The sequence below is a fragment of the Pelagimonas phthalicica genome (genome assembly GCF_004364805.1).
Taxonomy (GTDB): Bacteria; Pseudomonadota; Alphaproteobacteria; order Rhodobacterales; family Rhodobacteraceae; genus Pelagimonas; species Pelagimonas phthalicica.
Genome location: NZ_SOAP01000001.1, coordinates 757,831 through 775,006 on the forward strand (window position 1 = coordinate 757,831; position 17,176 = coordinate 775,006).

General features: G+C 56.6%; 15 protein-coding genes. 11 read left to right on the forward strand and 4 right to left on the reverse strand.

Annotation, left to right across the window (positions count from 1 at the left end):
• Positions 1-161: 161 nt before the first annotated feature.
• A complete protein-coding gene (locus CLV87_RS03725; RefSeq protein WP_166652660.1) occupies positions 162-872 on the forward strand; it encodes a sulfotransferase family 2 domain-containing protein in 711 nt (236 codons plus the stop codon).
• A 44-nt stretch (positions 873-916) separates the two neighbouring features.
• Here CLV87_RS03725 and CLV87_RS23790 read toward each other — a convergent pair whose 3' ends face one another.
• A complete protein-coding gene (locus tag CLV87_RS23790) occupies positions 917-1,093 on the reverse strand; it encodes a hypothetical protein (protein ID WP_166652661.1) in 177 nt (58 codons plus the stop codon).
• Between the two features lie 74 nt (positions 1,094-1,167).
• Here CLV87_RS23790 and CLV87_RS03730 point away from each other — a divergent pair, with 74 nt between their 5' ends.
• The 4 genes from CLV87_RS03730 to CLV87_RS24255 all read left to right on the forward strand — a co-directional run bounded on the left by CLV87_RS03730 (position 1,168) and on the right by CLV87_RS24255 (position 6,714).
• Positions 1,168-1,725: an aldolase/citrate lyase family protein gene (locus CLV87_RS03730; RefSeq protein WP_099243379.1), complete on the forward strand. Its 558-nt coding sequence runs from the start codon at positions 1,168-1,170 to the stop codon at positions 1,723-1,725.
• Positions 1,726-2,027: 302 nt separating this feature from the next.
• Positions 2,028-4,790 (forward strand): calcium-binding protein, encoded by a 2,763-nt coding sequence (locus CLV87_RS03735; RefSeq protein WP_099243378.1) that lies wholly within the window; start codon positions 2,028-2,030, stop codon positions 4,788-4,790.
• Between the two features lie 554 nt (positions 4,791-5,344).
• A complete protein-coding gene (locus CLV87_RS03740; RefSeq protein WP_166652662.1) occupies positions 5,345-6,568 on the forward strand; it encodes an AIPR family protein in 1,224 nt (407 codons plus the stop codon).
• A gap of 11 nt (positions 6,569-6,579) precedes the next feature.
• Positions 6,580-6,714, forward strand: coding sequence for a hypothetical protein (locus CLV87_RS24255; RefSeq protein WP_255301719.1), 135 nt, complete (start codon positions 6,580-6,582; stop codon positions 6,712-6,714).
• Positions 6,715-6,888: 174 nt separating this feature from the next.
• Here the strand turns inward: CLV87_RS24255 and CLV87_RS03745 are convergent, their stop codons facing one another.
• Complete coding sequence (locus CLV87_RS03745) at positions 6,889-7,722, reverse strand: prephenate dehydratase (RefSeq protein WP_099243376.1); 834 nt, start codon at positions 7,720-7,722, stop codon at positions 6,889-6,891.
• A 141-nt stretch (positions 7,723-7,863) separates the two neighbouring features.
• On the opposite strand from CLV87_RS03745, the gene CLV87_RS03750 reads away from it, so the two are divergent.
• From CLV87_RS03750 to CLV87_RS03770, 5 genes are all read left to right on the forward strand, one after another.
• Positions 7,864-8,391 carry a c-type cytochrome gene (locus tag CLV87_RS03750; protein ID WP_099243375.1) on the forward strand — a complete coding sequence of 176 codons (528 nt, stop codon included), beginning with the start codon at positions 7,864-7,866 and terminating at the stop codon, positions 8,389-8,391.
• Positions 8,392-8,614: 223 nt separating this feature from the next.
• Positions 8,615-10,549: an extracellular solute-binding protein gene (locus CLV87_RS03755; RefSeq protein ID WP_099243374.1), complete on the forward strand. Its 1,935-nt coding sequence runs from the start codon at positions 8,615-8,617 to the stop codon at positions 10,547-10,549.
• A 6-nt stretch (positions 10,550-10,555) separates the two neighbouring features.
• Positions 10,556-11,629 (forward strand): microcin C ABC transporter permease YejB, encoded by a 1,074-nt coding sequence (locus CLV87_RS03760; protein ID WP_099243373.1) that lies wholly within the window; start codon positions 10,556-10,558, stop codon positions 11,627-11,629.
• Positions 11,630-11,632: 3 nt separating this feature from the next.
• Positions 11,633-12,748: an ABC transporter permease gene (locus CLV87_RS03765; protein WP_099243372.1), complete on the forward strand. Its 1,116-nt coding sequence runs from the start codon at positions 11,633-11,635 to the stop codon at positions 12,746-12,748.
• Positions 12,745-14,334, forward strand: coding sequence for an ABC transporter ATP-binding protein (locus tag CLV87_RS03770; RefSeq protein ID WP_099243371.1), 1,590 nt, complete (start codon positions 12,745-12,747; stop codon positions 14,332-14,334). Before CLV87_RS03765 ends, CLV87_RS03770 begins: the two co-directional genes overlap by 4 nt.
• On the opposite strand, the gene CLV87_RS03775 is transcribed toward CLV87_RS03770, so the two are convergent.
• Entirely contained in the window at positions 14,305-15,195 is an 891-nt protein-coding gene (locus CLV87_RS03775; protein ID WP_099243370.1) for an EamA family transporter, read from the reverse strand. The genes CLV87_RS03770 and CLV87_RS03775 overlap by 30 nt on opposite strands.
• A 91-nt stretch (positions 15,196-15,286) precedes the next feature.
• Between CLV87_RS03775 and CLV87_RS03780 the strand changes: the two genes are divergently transcribed.
• On the forward strand, positions 15,287-15,778 hold the full coding sequence (locus CLV87_RS03780) for a MarR family winged helix-turn-helix transcriptional regulator (protein WP_099243369.1): 492 nt from the start codon (positions 15,287-15,289) through the stop codon (positions 15,776-15,778).
• Between the two features lie 30 nt (positions 15,779-15,808).
• On the opposite strand, the gene hemN is transcribed toward CLV87_RS03780, so the two are convergent.
• A complete protein-coding gene (gene hemN / locus CLV87_RS03785) occupies positions 15,809-17,164 on the reverse strand; it encodes an oxygen-independent coproporphyrinogen III oxidase (protein WP_099243368.1) in 1,356 nt (451 codons plus the stop codon).
• Between the last annotated feature and the right edge of the window lie 12 nt (positions 17,165-17,176).

Here is a 17,176-nt window from a genome sequence, read left to right on the forward strand (position 1 = left end):
TCAATTGAAAAAGGTTACAAATTTAGTACATTAAGCCCGAACATGAAATCGAACTTTATTAATTTGAGTCAAGAAAAAAACATCCGCAGCTCATGTTTACCTTAGGTCGCCTGCAAAACACGCATGCACTATGGAGCAAATTCTGGAGTGGGATCACCTGTATGAAAAAGCATCTTGTCAACGTCCACATCCCGAAATCTGCAGGCAGCGCCTTGCGCGCCAATCTCGCAACTCTCTTCCCCACGGACGATCAAGGCCGAACCTTTGTGCTGGGTGTTTCGCCGAACAAAGAGAGGGAATATCACGACGGCCTGCGTCAGGGTTTCGACGCGACGCTTCCGCGCCTGTTCGACCTCAGCCATCGCATGATCTCAGGCCATTACAGATATCGAGATATCGCGGATATCCTGGCCCCTTACCGTGCGCGGCTGTCGTTGATCACCTTCTTACGTGACCCGGCCTGGCGCACCTTGTCGGATTATTATTACAGCATCTCGACAAAGAACCCTGGTGCCGAGACGTTCCATGCGACCTATCCGACATTTGAACACTACATGAGCAACCCGGGCGAAATGAACAAAATGTCGGATTTCCTACGCCTGGACGAAACGGAAACCGTCCAAGACGTTCTGCTCCACGCCTACCGCGACTTTGACTTTGTCGGGATCACTGAGCACTTCACCCAAGATCTGGAGTTCATCGCCAATTCGCTTGGGCAAACCATCGATACTGAACGGCGGGAAAATGAAAACAAGAACAAAGACAAGATGATCGAGGCGTATGAGAAATTTGCGCCCATATTGCGAGACGTATTGAGTGAAGATTATACCCTGTACGAAGGTGTGCTGGAGCATCGCGGGCTGTCGAACTAGCGCAGCAATGTTTGTGATGGCTTAGGCGCTCTGAACGTCTAGGGTCAAGATGCATTGATTTGGCACCACTGGTTTACCTGATCTTGTTCCTGACAAGGCGCATCGACGTAGAAATACTGGTTGTATTTCAAGGCGATGTAACGCAGATCAGGGGCAAGATCAGGTAAATCTTGCAGACGCAGGAAGAGGCGCCAAATCAATGCATCCTGACCCCAAGTCATTTGCACATCACAACAATAAACCACTAGATGCAGACCAATATCCGAGCAGCCGTTGACCCCAAAGCTTTGGCGCGTTGACCTTCCGCAATGGTGGGATAGAAGAAACAGGTCTGGGTGCCGGGGTGCAAAGCATTCTGGTCTCCATTGTCGAAAGCGGAGCACAGGCCAAGGATCTGGTTGCAGCCGTGACCTATCCGCCCCGGGGCGTGCGCGGCGTTGGATCCGCCCTTGCCCGCGCGTCGGAATTTTCGGCAATCCCCGATTACCTGACCACAGCAGACGAACAAATCTGCCTGCTCGTGCAGGTCGAAAACCGCGCCGGAATGGCCGCCCTGGACGATATTCTGGCCACCGATGTGGACGGTGTCTTTTTTGGACCGTCAGATCTGGCCGCGGATATGGGCCATATCGGCCAAGCGGGCCACCCCGAGGTCAAAGCCGCAGTTCTGGACGCCATCAAGCGCATTGTCGCGGTAGGTAAGGCCGCCGGTATTCTGACGCTTGACCAAGAGACGCAACGCGCTTGCCTGGACCTTGGAGCTACCTTTGTCGCAACCGATATCGATGTGACCCTGTTCGCACGCAATATGCGGGCGGCGGCAAAACAGGCCAAAGCGGTGCGCGACGAATAGGGTCGCGGCACCAACGCTACATACCTTCAGGAAATACCACCATCCTCAGCGTTTCTTTTGTTGTGGGTCAAGCTTGGCAACCAAATCCAGTTTTGTAATCAAACCCGTTTAGTGACCCAACCGGCGGCCTTGCGGACACGCAATCACAATTGGGCAGTTCCTGACCAGCGAACACACCCTCAAACAGTCAACTATTCCAGCAGGTCAAATGCACCTTTTATCTGTGCGGCAAAAACAATATCCATCTAAAAGTGTAAAACCACCGCATAAGTTGAATTTGTGTCCTATTAGAAAGCCGAACCATGCTAGTTACCGATCAATCATCGTATAATGATGCTACCGCAGCAACCGCCGAGCACTTTGGTGGCAATGTTGTCTCCAATCGTTACGACCAATGGGTTTCACCCGGCAGTGAAACCTTTAGTGATATTCAAGTCGACCATATGGCATATGACCTGGTCGATGACCTTGGAGTGACGATTCTTCGCTATCCCGGTGGCAACGCCAACGAAGTCGATTACGCAAACCCAAACCCTACTCCGGTTGACGGCGGTCCCAACCTAATCGGACAAGACATGTTCTATCAGACGGTCGCGTCGATGAATGCCGACTACGGGAGCAACATCCAGATTAATTACGTCCTGGGCATGAATTACGATGATGCATTTACCACCACTGCGGGCCAACACCTGCTATTGATTGACGACTCCAATGGCACAGAAGGTTACGGAATTACAAATCGCGAGGTCAATCCAGACTTTGTCGAAATGGTTGCCCAATATGCACTGGATGCTGCCATTGCAGCCGCCGCAGCAGGCGTAGAACTGCACTCCTTTGAAATCGGCAACGAGTCCAATTGGGCGATGCCCCCCATGACAAGTATCGAATATGCGCTGCTGGCATCGCAGGTGGCCTTGGCCATCGTTGAGTTATTCGCAGAACATCCTGAGCTCGAACAGCCTGAAATTCTTGTCGAATCCCATATTGGTCGCATTGGCGGACAACCAAGCAACGCAGGCGGCTCAACTTTCTGGGTGGATGAGAATGACCCCAACTTGACCGTTTATGCTGAAAGCGCACCTGGCTTGACTCAGGTTGATTGGGACTGGGATGAGGGTTTGGATCCCTTGGTTGGAAATGACCAACACTTTGGTCATCAGGGTCAAAACCTTGCCAAGATTGCGATCTTCAACAGCACGGTTTCTTCGGTAATCCCGGGTCTGACAGCAGCGAACGCCATCGATGGCATAACCACCCACATGTATGTTGATTCCGGAATCGACAGCATTGATGTCAACGGGAACCATACAGATGCCGTCTTCGAAAGATTGGCAGAATGGCAGGAAGAACTAGTTAGAGGCGCAGGCTTGGACGAGTTGCAAACCTATGTGACAGAATGGAACATGGAGGCCGATGGTGACGGGCACAACCACCCAGACAATACCGGGCTACCAAATGCCCAGGGTTTGGTTGAGCTTATGTTTGAAATGCTCGAACATGGCATAACCGGCGCCCAAGTGTGGCCATTGGTCCACAACAATTCCACTGTAGGGACGGCACTGACAAACCCGGACACAATCGTCGATGGTGAGCACACGCATCACCTGTCCATTGTCGGAACGGCCTTTGCCATGATGTCTGAAAGCCTCTACGATCTGGCCCCGATCTTTGATTTTGACACCGGCGCAGTCAGCATTGGCGGCACGTCGACAAATTTCGACGTCCATGGATTTGGGAACAGCAACCGTCTGGTCGCCTTTGCGTCCGAGCGCGCGGGCAACCTGATCCAAAACGGCCAATTTTCGCTCGACTTTGCCAACTTTATCGATGACGGCGCGAGTTACTTTGTGACGATGACCCAGTTGCATACTGCGGACAAAAACCCCGAAGGAGCTGGGAAATTCCCGCATGTCGAGTTTACCGATGGCACGGTGATTACAGGTGCGGAAGTAGACCTGATCGACACCAACCCTACGAACCCTGACGGGGTTGACCTCAATGTTCCCTTCGACACGATCGAAGATTACAGCCTCATTCGCATCGAAATGACCAAAATTACCGCCGGAGCGGATCTGCTGGTGGGCCGGGGCGGCAATGACAGTGTCTACGGAGCGAGTGGCAATGACACGATTATCGGTGGCGGTGGGGATGACACGCTGCTGGGTGGATACGGCTTTGACACGATTGAAGGGGGCGAGGGTGACGACTGGATCGATGGTGAGCAACACGCTGATCGCCTCTACGGCGGAGCTGGTGATGACACCCTGATCGGCGGTCAGGGCACGGATCATTTGCTGGGCGGTGAGGGCAATGACAGCCTGGATGCCGGGAGCGAGGCCGACCGGGTTTGGGGCGGTGATGGCAATGACATCATCCGCGCCGGGTCCAATTTTGGTGAATCCGTTGACGGGCTCTGGGGTGAGGCCGGGAATGACACGCTTTATGGCGATGCGGGCTTTGATTATCTGTCAGGAGGCACGGGTGAGGATGTGCTTATAGGCGGCCACCAGGCGGATAACCTCTATGGAGATGCAGGCAATGACTCGCTCTATGGTGGTCAGGGGCTGGATCGGATGTTTGGTGGTGACGGCGATGACCGCCTTGAAGATACCCTTGATAATAATGGATTCTTTGGCGAAGGCGGCAATGACACAATGATTGCCGGAAACGGCAATGATCGCTTTTTCGGTGGCTCTGGAAATGACTCCATTTCAGCCGGAGGTGGCAATGACTCGATCTATGGCGGCTCGGGCTTTGATACGATCATTGGCGGCGCGGGCAATGACGTCATGCGCGGGGATTTCAACGCCGATACCTTTGTCTTTGAAGACGGGCATGGCGCGGATACGATCCAGGATTTCGACACGAACACCAACCTGGAACAGATTGATTTATCAGGCGTTTCCGCGATCTCCAACGTCAATGACCTGAACCTCGGATCGGCCACATCGGGCGCGGCGACGCAGGTCGGCGCGGATGTGGTGATCGACACCGGCGGCGGCAATTCCATCCGCCTGACCGGGGTGAATATCGCCGATCTTGAGGCGGGCGATTTCATCTTCTGAAGCCAAATTAACGCAGCGCCCGCTGCCCGGTAACGGGGCGAGCGCTGATTGGGCAACGGGGCAATCCGTACAAAACACCGCGCGTTTGGGAGAGATTGCCCCCTGCCCTTTCGCCCCCAATCCGGGGCCCCTGATCAAGCCCCCCACCCAATCTGTCCGATTCTACCTGAATTCAGGAGAGATTGCCCCCTGCGCTGGTTTTGCTTGGCAGAAAGTGGGTTAATTTGGGTTAGGGGTGGTTAAGGTGATTTCGAGTGCTACAGGACTAATTTGGCTATTTGTCTTACGAACGACTCCGTTGTTACATTCAGAAGATGGGGCGGAAACTAGGCTTTTGCTGCACAAAAATAGAACGACTGCTTTACCCGAATTCATCGCACTTAGAGTTTCAAAACTTTTTGCTCGTTTTCTTAAAAAGGCCACATGCTGTAATTAAAAAATCCCATCATTGCTTTAACTAACTTTTTTCCCTATAAACGGGTCAGGCAATCCTGCCTACCGGGGTCATCGCGCCCCGCAACATCGGTCCCTCGTGACCCATGGAGTACTCAAAGATGGCTATCAAACCGTATCGGTTTGAGGTGTCCGAGGCGCGTAGCGTCAAACACCCAACCCTCCCTAAAATTGTTAAGCACACTTTTTTGGTTCCTGCACGCCTGTTTCCCAAGGACGTTCCGACTGGAGCGAACCTGCGTGATCCCGTTGGCATGAATAGGCAGGTTTACAAGGATGTCAAAGCAAGCCTTGAAGGCAAAGAAGCGCTCCCAGGCACCTTCGATTTGCTGAACCTTGGCATAACTATTATTGCAGAAGATATTGAAGTGATCGACAAACGGATCTTCGATGTAATGATAGACGATGACTACGGCATCGCCAATGGTGGTCACACCACCCAGATTATCTACGACTGCCAAGAGGATGACTCGATCGCCGAAGGCCAGCACGTCGAAGTCAAAATCATCACCGGGCTGGAAGGTGGAGAAAACCACACGCTCCGCGTGGACATTGCAAGAGGGCAAAACACTGGGATTTCAGTACAGCCCCGTTCGATCTTTGAACTTGATGGGGCTTTCGAAAGCCTCAAAGAGATCGTGAAGGATCAAGACTGGGCAGGCGACATTGGCTTCAAGGAGTCGGACAAGAAGGACATCGACGTCCGCGAATTGGTGTCCGTGCTCGAACTGATGAACATCACGGATTTTCCAGTCCGCGACTCGAAGCACCCCATTGCGGCGTATGAGAAGTGGTCTACTCCTCTCAAGAAGTTCGGAGATGACTACGAAGATAACCGCGTTGACCCGTCAAAGCGGAAGTATGTTGCTTTCGAGCCGCTGCTTCTCGATGCACTGGTTCTTTACGATCACATCCGGCGCGACTTCCTGCGGGTTTACAATGAAACGGTCGGTGGCCGGGCAGGGAACTTGCGTATTGTTGAAAAGGCTCCTCCTAGCAAAGGTCGCTACCAATTTCGCTATGCAAAACTGGACGATCATGACCAACGTCTGACCAAGGGTGCAGCATTTCCCATTCTGGGTGCTTTCAGGAACTTTGTAGTTGTTAACCCTGAGACAGGCACCGTCGAGTGGCTTGGCGGTTTTGAAAATGTGTTGGCTTCTTGGCGTGAGCTTGCGCCCGAGTTGGTTTCGGAAACCAAACAGGCCATTCGTGACATTGGCAACGCTCCCGACTCGCTGGGTAAAAACCGCAATCATTGGGCTAATTTGTTCAAAACGGTGCGGCTGCATGTGATGCAGCAGCAATTGGACACTTTGGGTTGAGGAGACTCGGCATGAACAGCCAAGAAAACAAACTCCTCATCAAAATTGGAAAGCACTTCGAAGCAAATGCTAGCGGTAATGTCGCTGTCGGTGCAGTCGTTGTGATCGCATTAACGCTCGTCGTGGTCGGCTTTTCCTTCATTTGAAGGCGGAGGGCGGCCGCTTGACTGCGGCCGTTTTCTTCTTTCTTTCTGGCCGTATTGGGCGACTGATTTTCGCGTTGGCTTAGCCGCGGCAGGTTGCCTTAAATGGCGGACCGAGCATTGTATTTCCTCTGCAAAACTCATATTTCTACCAGATGCGGTGTATAGGCGTCCCCCTCAATCCCGTCGCGGATCCCGAGGGTATGTCCCCAGCACCTCGACCATGTCCGTAAAATAGTCGAGTTCTTCCATGGCGCGTTGCACGCCTAGGTCGTCGGGGTGGCCTTCGATATCGGCGTAGAACTGGGTCGCTGTAAAAGAGCCGCCGACCATGTAGCTTTCGAGCTTGGTCATGTTGACGCCATTGGTGGCGAAACCGCCCATGGCTTTGTAAAGCGCCGAGGGCAGGTTGCGGACCTGAAAGACGAAGGTGGTCATCATGCCATGGGTGCCGCGGCGCGAGGCGTCGGCCTCGGGGGACATGATCAGGAAGCGGGTGGTGTTGTGGGCGTGATCCTCGATATGGCGGGCGAGAATGTGCAGCCCGTTGATCTCAGCGGCGAGGTCAGAGGCGAGCGCCCCGATTTTCATCTCTTTGTTGGCGGCGATCTCGGCGGCGGCGCCGGCGCTGTCGGGGGCGGATTCACCCTTGATGCCATAGCGGGAGAGGAAGGATTCGGCCTGGGGAATCAGCACGGGATGGGCGCGCACGAGCTCGAGGTCTTCGATCTGCACGCCGGGCATGGCCATGAGGGAGATATGGACACGGACAAAGGCTTCGTCGATGATGCGCAGCCCGCTTTCGGGCAACATGCGGTGGATGTCAGCAACGCGGCCATAGGTGGTGTTTTCCACCGGCAGCATGGCGAGGTCGGCCTTGCCGGATTTCACCGCCGTAATGACGTCTTCGAAGGTCTGACAGGGCACGGGCTCCATATCGGGGCGGGCATCGCGGCAGGCCTCGTGAGAATAGGCGCCGAGCTCTCCTTGGAAGGCGATACGCTGGGTCATGGGGCGGTTTCCTGTCAGTTTGGACGCAGTGGCCCGGTGGGCGGGCGTTTGGTCGCGCCTTCTACACCTTGCCATGGGCGAAGGGAAGCAATAGACACGCGCCCGACGAATAGCGAATGCGAATAGCGAACAGGGCACCTCATGTTTGACACAATGACCATGACCAAAGTTGTAGGCGGCGTCTGCGGATCCCTGCTGGTCTTCCTTCTCGGCAAATGGGTTGCCGAAGAGCTGTATCACACCGGCGGTGGCCATGGGGACCACGCGCAGGCGGCCTATATCATCGATACAGGCAGCGACGATGCGGCGGCGGATGAAGAAGTCGTGGAAATCGACGTGGCGGCGGTTCTGGCGGCGGGTGACGCTGGCAAGGGCGCGACCACCTTCAAGAAGAAATGCGGCTCTTGCCACAAGGTTGACGATGGCGCGAACGGCACAGGGCCATACCTGTTTGGCGTTGTGAACCGTCCGGTTGGCACGGCGGCTGGCTTCTCGGGCTACTCGGGTGCTTTGAACGAAGTGGTGGACAACTGGACGCCTGAGCACCTGTTTGGCTTCTTGGAAAACCCAAAAACCTACGCACCTGGCAACGGCATGAAGTTCAAAGGCTTCTCCAAGCCGGAAGATCGCGCAGATGTGATTGCTTATCTGAGCACCCTGGGCAACTAAGCCCAAATCGCGAGAGAATCAGGCCGCGTCCCGCTGGGGCGCGGTTTTTTTATGCGCGACTGCCGGCGCAACTCTTGCACAAACCTGGCGCAACTAGTGCGCGATTCCCGTAACATCACGGAATCTCAACTTGAAACTGCACCGCACCTGCCCTTAGCTATAAATTAACTAAAATGAAGATTAGTTATATGCACCGCCTCACAGGACCTATCAGGGAGATCCCATGCTGAGACCCAAAGCCGCAGCCCGCCCCTTTACCCGACCTGCTTCCCAAGCCCCTGCCCGCGCACGATCCGTCGCCTTTGACGTGAAACCCATCGCAACCGGGGCCTTGCTGGCGCTGGGATTGGCGGTGCTGGCAACCGGGACCTTGGCCGAGCAAGAGGTGATCAAGGCGCATGGGGTGTCGACCTTTGGCGAGCTGAAATATGATGCGGATTTTCCGCATTTCGACTATGTGAACCCCGAGGCCCCCAAGGGCGGTGAATATTCCAGCTGGGCCTTTGGCACCTTTGACAGTCTCAGCCCTTATATCATCAAGGGCAATGCCGCGGCCGGGTCCAGCCTGTTCTTTGACACGCTGCTGACGGGCAATCTGGAAGAGCCGGACGCGATGTATGGTCTGGTGGCGCATACGTTGGAATACCCGGAAAACCGCGAATGGGTGATTTTCCACATGCGCCCTGAGGCAAAGTTTAGCGACGGGTCTCAACTAACCGCCCATGACGTGGTTTTTTCCTATGATGTGCTGCTGGAAAAGGGCCAGCCGCGCTACAAATCCCTGTTCAAGGATATCATCGGCGCTGAGGCGATTGATGATTACACGGTCAAGTTCACCTTCAAACCCGACGGGGCCTTGCGCGAATTGCTGATGACCGCTGGCGGGCTGCCGATCTTCTCCAAGGCCTATTACGAGACCGTCGATTTCGCCGAAAGCACGCTAGAGCCACCCATCGGGTCTGGCCCCTATCTGCTGGACAAAGTCGATCCGGGCCGGTCCGTGTCCTATAAGCGCCGCAATGATTACTGGGCCAAGGATTTGCCGGTCAATGTCGGGACGCTGAATTTTGACGTTCTGAAATATGAGTATTTCGGCGATTACCTCTCCGCCTTTGAGGCGTTCAAGGCCGGGGCCTATACCTATCGCGAAGAATACACGTCCAAAACCTGGGCAACCGCCTATGATTTCCCGGCGCTGAACGATGGCTACATGATCAAGGAAACCCTGCCGGATGGCCGCCCGACGGGCACGCAGGGCTTCTGGTTCAACATGCGCCGCGACAAATTCCAGGACCCAAGGGTGCGCGAGGCGCTTGGCATGGCCTTCAACTTTGAATGGTCCAATGAATCGCTGTTCTATGGGCTTTATGGCCGCACCGACAGCTTCTGGGAGAATTCTCCGACCCTTCAGGCCTCGGGGATGCCCCCCGCCGAAGAGCTGGCGATTTTGGAACCATTGCGCGAATACTTCCCCGAAGAAGTGTTCACCGAAGAGGCCTTTACCCCGGCTGTGTCCAAATCCATCGATCTGGCGGATCGCCGCGCGCTGCGCCGCGCAGGCAAGCTGCTGGATGAGGCGGGCTGGGAAGTTGGCGATGACGGGCTGCGCTATAAGGATGGTCAGCAACTGACGCTTGAGATCCTGAATGACGTGCCGGGATATGACCGGATCATCAACCCCTATGTGGAAAACCTGAAGCGTCTGGGCGTGGCAGCGGTGCATAACCGGGTCGATGCGGCAGAAGCCAAGGAACGCGAAAAGAACTATGATTACGACATGGTCACGCAGCGTTTTGTCATGTCCAATACGCCGGGTGACGAGCTGGAGCAGCTCTTTGGCTCGGCCACCGTTGATACCGTAGGCGGATATAACATGGCCGGCCTCAACAATGAGGGGATCGATAAGCTGATCGACATCATTGCCAACGCCAAGAGCCGCGAAGAGCTGGATGTTGCCGTGCGTGCGCTGGACCGTGTGCTGCGCGCCATGCATATCTGGGTGCCGCAATGGTACAAGGGGTCACATAACATCGCCTATCTCGATGTCTATGGCCGCCCCTACACAGACACGCCGCCGCCCCTGTCCATTGGTCAGACCTCGATCTGGTGGTGGGACGAAGACAAGGCGCAGCGTTTGCGCGATGCAGGGGCACTGTAACGCGCCATGGCGGCCTATCTTCTCCGACGTGTGCTTTTGATCATACCAACGCTGCTTGGGATCATGATCATCAACTTCGCCCTGGTGCAATTTGTGCCGGGCGGGCCCATCGAACAAATCCTGGCCGAGATTGAGGGCGAAGGCGATGCCTTTGCCGGGATCGCGGGGGGCGGCAATGAGGTTGCCGGTTCCAATGACGAAGGCGTGGGTCGGCGCGGCCTGCCCGAGGAATATATCAAGGAGCTTGAGGCGCAGTTCGGCTTTGACAAGCCGCCGCTTGAGCGATTCCTGAACATGTTGTGGAACTATATGCGGCTTGATTTTGGCGAGAGCTATTTCAGGTCGATTTCGGTGATTGATCTGGTGCTAGAGAAGATGCCGGTGTCAATTTCGCTGGGGCTATGGTCGACACTGATCGCCTATATCGTGTCGATCCCGCTGGGTATCCGCAAGGCGGTGCGCGACGGGACGCCCTTTGACACCTGGACCTCGGCCACGATCATTGTCGCCTATGCTATTCCCGGTTTTCTCTTCGCGATCCTGCTGCTGGTGCTGTTTGCGGGCGGGTCCTATTGGCAGATTTTCCCGCTGCGTGGCCTGACCTCGGAGAATTTCGATGAGCTGACGCTGTTTGGCAAGATCTATGACTATCTCTGGCATATCGCGCTGCCGGTCTTTGCCTCGACCATCGCCGCCTTTGCGACGCTGACCTTGCTGACCAAGAACAGCTTTCTCGATGAGATCAAAAAGCAATATGTGATGACGGCGCGGGCCAAGGGGTTGTCCGAGGGGCGGGTGCTTTATGGGCATGTGTTCCGCAATGCCATGCTGATCGTGATTGCCGGGTTGCCGGGCGTGTTTATCGGCGTGTTCTTTGGCGGCTCGATCATCATCGAGACGATTTTCTCGCTGGATGGGCTGGGGCGGCTGGGCTTTGAAGCGGCGGTTGAACGCGATTATCCGGTGATCTTTGGCACGCTGTTCATCAGCTCGCTGATCGGGCTGTTGATCGGGATTCTGTCGGACATGATGTATGTCTTTGTCGATCCGCGCATCGATTTTGAAAAGCGGGAGGGCTGAGCCATGTTCAAACTGTCCCCGCTGAACCAGCGCCGCTGGAGCAACTTCAAAAAGAACCGCCGCGCCTTCTGGTCGCTGTGGATCTTTGCGGTGATCTTTGGCCTGTCGCTATTTGCCGAATTCATCGCCAATGACCGCCCGATCCTGGTGAATTACCGCGGCGAATATCGCATGCCGATCTTCAGTTTCTATGCCGAAACCGATTATGGCGGTGAATTCCGATCCGAAGCCGCCTATCGCGATGTCGAAGTCAAATGCCTGATCTATACCGGTGGGATTGAGGATTGCCTTGATGATCCGGACGGGCTGATCGAACAGGTGAAATCTGGCCAAGGGGCCGAGCTGGGCGAAGAGTTTAGCGAAGGCTGGATGATCTGGCCGCTCATCCCCTACAGCTTTAACACCTCGGTTGATCGCCCCGGTGCCGCCCCCCTACCCCCCAATAGCCAGAACTGGCTGGGCACGGATGACACCAAGCGCGATGTGGTCGCGCGGGTGATCTATGGCTTCCGCCTGTCGATCCTTTTCACCCTGCTGGTCACGATCTCAAGCTCGATCATCGGGGTGATTGCCGGGGCCTTGCAGGGCTATTTCGGCGGCTGGCTGGATCTGATTTTCCAACGGGTGATCGAGATCTGGGCCTCGACCCCGCAGCTTTACGTGATCATCATCTTGTTCGCGATCCTGGGGCGAAGTTTCTGGCTGCTCGTGGTGTTGATGATCCTGTTTGGCTGGATGGGCCTTGTGGGCGTGGTGCGCGCCGAATTCCTACGCGCCCGCAACCTGGAATATGTCCGCGCCGCCCGCGCTTTGGGGGTGAGCAACTGGACCATCATGTTCCGCCACATGCTGCCCAATGCCATGGTTGCCACCCTGACCTTTATGCCCTTTATCGTGACCGGCACTATCTCGACCCTGGCCGGGCTTGATTTCCTGGGCTTTGGCCTGCCCTCCTCTGCCCCGTCGCTGGGCGAGATGACGCTGCAAGCCAAACAGAACCTGCAAGCCCCCTGGCTGGCCTTTACCGCCTTTACCGTCTTTGCTGTGATGCTGTCCCTGCTGGTCTTCATCTTTGAAGGCGTGCGCGATGCCTTTGACCCGAGGAAAACATTCTCATGACCCTTCTCGATGTCAAAAACCTGAAGGTGAGCTTTACCCAGGACGGCAAGACCAATGTCGCCGTCAAGGGCGTGTCGTTTCAGATTGCCAAGGGTGAGACCCTGGCGCTGGTCGGCGAATCCGGGTCGGGCAAATCCGTTTCGGCCCTGTCCACCGTGTCGCTGCTGGGCGACAGCGCCCATGTCGAAGGCTCGGTCCTCTATGAAGGGCAAGAGATGATCGGGGCTGATAAGAAGCTGCTGCATGACGTGCGCGGCAACGATATCAGCTTTATCTTCCAAGAGCCGATGACCTCGCTCAACCCGCTGCACACGCTGGAAAAACAGCTGGCCGAAAGCATCACCCTGCATCAGGGGTTGAGCGGAGCCAAGGCGCGCGACCGCATTCTGGAACTGCTGCACAAGGTTGGCATTCGCGACCCGGAAAAACGGCTCGGCTCGTATCCGCACCAGCTGTCTGGCGGGCAACGCCAGCGCGTCATGATCGCCATGGCGCTGGCCAACAAACCCGATCTGCTGATCGCGGATGAACCCACTACGGCGCTGGATGTGACCATTCAGGCGCAAATCCTTGATCTGTTGGCCGAGCTGAAAGAATCCGAGGATATGAGCCTGCTGTTTATCACCCATGATCTTGGCATCGTGCGCAAAATTGCTGATCGCGTCTGTGTGATGAAAAGTGGCGAGATTGTCGAGCAAGGCCCTACCAAAGCGCTGTTTGATAACCCGCAGCACCCCTATACGCAGATGCTGCTGTCGGCAGAAAGCACCGGCGGGCCGGAACCTGTGGCCGAGAATGCCGAGGAAATCGCCAGCACGGAAAACCTCAAGATCTGGTTCCCGATCCAGACCGGGCTGTTCAAACGCACCACGGGCTATGTGAAGGCGGTGAATGACGCCTCGATCTCTCTGCGCGCGGGGGAGACCTTGGGTATTGTGGGAGAATCCGGTTCGGGCAAGACGACGCTGGCGCTGGCCATCATGCGGCTGATCCAATCGCAGGGCGGCATCACCTATCGCGGTGAGGATGTGCGCAGTTGGTCGGTGCGCGAATTGCGCCGCTTGCGATCGGAAATTCAGATTGTGTTTCAGGATCCCTTTGGCTCTCTGTCGCCGCGGATGACATGTGAACAGATCATTGCCGAGGGGCTGGGTGTGCATGGCGCGCCCGAAGGCCTGTCGCATCATGATATGGTGCGCGAGGTGATGGAGGAGGTCGGGCTGGACCCGGACACTATGCACCGCTATCCGCATGAGTTTTCCGGCGGTCAAAGGCAGCGGATTGCCATTGCCCGCGCCATGGTGCTGCGCCCGCGTCTGGTGGTTCTGGATGAGCCGACCTCGGCGCTGGACAAGACCGTGCAGGTGCAGATTGTCGATCTGCTGCGCGATTTGCAGCGCAAATATGATCTGGCCTATCTGTTCATCAGCCATGACCTGAAGGTTGTGCGCGCCATGAGCCACAAGGTCATGGTGATGAAACAGGGGGATGTGGTCGAAGTCGGGACCTCGGACCAGATCTTTGATGCACCGCAGAATGAATACACCAAGGCGCTGTTACACGCGGCTTTCGATCTTGCTGTTTAGGACCGGGCGGGGCGGCGTGTTTGCCGCCCGCTGTGCCGCCCAGATTGAGGCGAGGATAATGGCGGCACCGGTTATTTGAACCGGGCTCAGCGCTTGGTTCAGGATGATCCAGCCCAGCAGAACCGCGCTAAGCGGGCTGAGGAAGCCGAGGCTTGAGATCGTCGCCGGGCCAAGCCGGGCGAGACCACGAAAGAACAGCACATAGGTCAGAGCCGCGCCGATCACGCTGAGCCAGATCAAGCCAAGCAGGGCTGTGCCGTCAATCTGGGGCAGTTCCGGGCGACTGATCCAGGCCATGGGCAGCAGCAGGAGCCCTCCGGCACTCAATTGCCAGGCGGCAAAGGTCAGCGGCGGCACCGGCGGTTGCCAGCGGCGCGACAGCACGGTGCCAAGCGCCATGGAGCCTGCGCCGATTAATGCGGCCAATAGCCCGATGGCGTCCAGTTGCGCATCCGGTCCAAGGATCAACAAGGCGACACCGCCGATCCCGGCCAGGGCGGCCAGGATCGCGGCCAGTCGCAGCTCGGCCCCCAGCAAGAGATGCGCCAGTACCAAAACCAAGAGCGGCTGAACCGCGCCCAAGGTCGCCGCGACCCCGCCGGGCAGGCGATAGGCGGCCACGAACAACGCGCCCCAGAAGATGGCAAAGTTCAACCCGCCTAGAATGATCACCCGCCCCCACCAGGCCCGTTCGGGAAATTGCCGTGTGATGACCAGCAAAAGCACCCCCGCCGGAAGCGCGCGCAAAAAGCCGACCCAGAACGGGTCAAAGCCCGGCAAGGCCTCGGTCGAGACGATATAGGACGACCCCCAGATGATGGGGGCCAGGGCGGTGAGGAAAAGGTCGGTTTGGCGGGACATGGCAAATACCTTGATGTCGAGATTTATATCTTGACGTGAAGATAGGTGCAAAAAGCTTGACGTCAAGCTTGTTTCTTTTCACATACGGATCATGGACCATGTCGACAAAATCACCGCGCAATGGAATGCCGCCCGCCCGGATCTGGATGTGGGGCCCATGGGGCCCATCGGGCGCATGGCGCGCCTGTCACAGCATCTGCATGTGGGTCATGCAGCGCTGTTTGCGAAACACGGGTTGAACAATGCCAGTTTTGACGTGCTGGCGACACTGCGCCGCGCGGGCGCGCCCTATGCGTTGACGCCCAAAGCGTTGCTGGCCCAGACCATGGTGACCTCGGGCACCATGACCAACCGGCTGGATCGCCTGGAACAGGCCGGCTTGATCACCCGCAACCCCGACCCGAATGACGGGCGCGGCTTTCTGGTGCAACTGACGGATCACGGCTTTGACGTGATCGAACAAGCGGTGAGCGCGCATGTCGCCAATCAGGCGCAGATGATCAGCGCGCTGACGGGCGAAGAGCGAGAGCAGCTAAATACGCTGCTCAAGAAGTGGCTTGGCGGGTTTGAGACCGCTGAGTGAGCGCCGTTTCGCGTTGAAAACGTCCCGCCCCTAAATCGCCGAGCTATGCCCCGCCTTGGACAGGTCATAGGCGTCGAAACTGCGGGCAATCAGGCGGGTCAGCGGACGCGCCTCTTTCGGGATGAACAACCCGGTCTCATCAACGCGCAGAATGTTCTCAAACTGCGCATTGGCGGCCCGAAACATATCCATCAGTTCCCCCTGAGGGGTGCCGAAATCGCGGGTGATCTCCTGCGCATCAATGGCGAAATCGCACATGATGGCCTCGATCAGACGCGCGCGCAGCTTGTCCTCTTCGCTAAAGGCATGACCGCGCGAGGTGGAAAAACTGCCCTCGCGGATCTTGCCGGTATGGGCCGAGGTTGACGGCGCATTCTGGGCAAACCCTTGCGGGAATTTCGAGATCGAAGAGGCCCCAAGCCCGATCAATACATCAGCCGTATCATCGGTATAACCCTGGAAATTCCGCCGCAACCGCCCGGTTTTCTGAGCAATCGCCAGACCATCGGATTTGGTGGCAAAATGGTCGATGCCGATTTCCTGATAGCTGTCCCACATGAACAAGCGGCGCGCGGTTTCGAACAGGGCCAGCCGTTCATCGGGCGTCGGCAATGCGTCTGACGGGATCAACTGCTGGCGCTTGGCCATCCAAGGCACATGCGCATAACCATACAGCGCCACGCGGTCCGGCGAAAAGCTGAGCAGCTTTTGCACGGTTTCGGTGATCTTGGCCTTAGTCTGGTGCGGCAAACCAAAGAGGATGTCGGCATTCAGGCTGGCCACCCCGGTGGCGCGGATCATTTCGACCGCCTGTTTAGTCAGTTCAAACCCTTGCGGGCGGCCAATGGTCTCCTGGATCTGCTCGTCAAAATCCTGCACCCCGATCGAGGCGCGATTCATCCCGCCCGCGGCCAGCGCCTTGAGCCGGTCCTCGTCGATCTCATTCGGATCAATCTCGACCGAAAATTCGGCATTATCGGCAAAATCCGCCGTTTCACGAATGGCCGCGATCAGCCGGGTCATCATGTCTGGCGACAAGAGCGTCGGCGTTCCACCACCCCAATGCAGGCGCGACAGCTTGACGCCCCTGGGCAGGTGTTTGCGCAGCATCTTGAGCTCGTCAATCAGCGTGCCAACATAGGCCTCAACCGGTGAAAGCGTCGAGGTGCCTTGTGTCCGGCAGGCGCAGAACCAGCACAGCCTGCGGCAAAAGGGAACATGCAAATAGAGCGATACCTCCCCATATTCTGGAACAGATTCGATCCAGTTCGTGAATGTATCAGGCCCGACGCCACCGGCGAAATGCGGGGCAGTTGGGTAAGAGGTATATCGGGGCACTTTTGCGTCAAAGAGACCTAAACGTGCAAGTTGTGTTCTGTCCACCATGGGCGTAGAGTT

What these genes read in the sequence shown, in the direction of transcription:
- CLV87_RS03725 (WP_166652660.1), top strand. Translation starts at nt 162, where the DNA reads ATGAAAAAGCATCTTGTCAACGTCCACATCCCGAAATCTGCAGGCAGC.
- CLV87_RS23790 (WP_166652661.1), bottom strand. Translation starts at nt 1,093, where the DNA reads ATGACTTGGGGTCAGGATGCATTGATTTGGCGCCTCTTCCTGCGTCTG.
- CLV87_RS03735 (WP_099243378.1), top strand. Translation starts at nt 2,028, where the DNA reads ATGCTAGTTACCGATCAATCATCGTATAATGATGCTACCGCAGCAACC.
- CLV87_RS03740 (WP_166652662.1), top strand. Translation starts at nt 5,345, where the DNA reads ATGGCTATCAAACCGTATCGGTTTGAGGTGTCCGAGGCGCGTAGCGTC.
- CLV87_RS24255 (WP_255301719.1), top strand. Translation starts at nt 6,580, where the DNA reads ATGAACAGCCAAGAAAACAAACTCCTCATCAAAATTGGAAAGCACTTC.
- CLV87_RS03745 (WP_099243376.1), bottom strand. Translation starts at nt 7,722, where the DNA reads ATGACCCAGCGTATCGCCTTCCAAGGAGAGCTCGGCGCCTATTCTCAC.
- CLV87_RS03750 (WP_099243375.1), top strand. Translation starts at nt 7,864, where the DNA reads ATGTTTGACACAATGACCATGACCAAAGTTGTAGGCGGCGTCTGCGGA.
- CLV87_RS03755 (WP_099243374.1), top strand. Translation starts at nt 8,615, where the DNA reads ATGCTGAGACCCAAAGCCGCAGCCCGCCCCTTTACCCGACCTGCTTCC.
- CLV87_RS03760 (WP_099243373.1), top strand. Translation starts at nt 10,556, where the DNA reads ATGGCGGCCTATCTTCTCCGACGTGTGCTTTTGATCATACCAACGCTG.
- CLV87_RS03765 (WP_099243372.1), top strand. Translation starts at nt 11,633, where the DNA reads ATGTTCAAACTGTCCCCGCTGAACCAGCGCCGCTGGAGCAACTTCAAA.
- CLV87_RS03770 (WP_099243371.1), top strand. Translation starts at nt 12,745, where the DNA reads ATGACCCTTCTCGATGTCAAAAACCTGAAGGTGAGCTTTACCCAGGAC.
- CLV87_RS03775 (WP_099243370.1), bottom strand. Translation starts at nt 15,195, where the DNA reads ATGTCCCGCCAAACCGACCTTTTCCTCACCGCCCTGGCCCCCATCATC.
- CLV87_RS03780 (WP_099243369.1), top strand. Translation starts at nt 15,287, where the DNA reads ATGGACCATGTCGACAAAATCACCGCGCAATGGAATGCCGCCCGCCCG.
- hemN (WP_099243368.1), bottom strand. Translation starts at nt 17,164, where the DNA reads ATGGTGGACAGAACACAACTTGCACGTTTAGGTCTCTTTGACGCAAAA.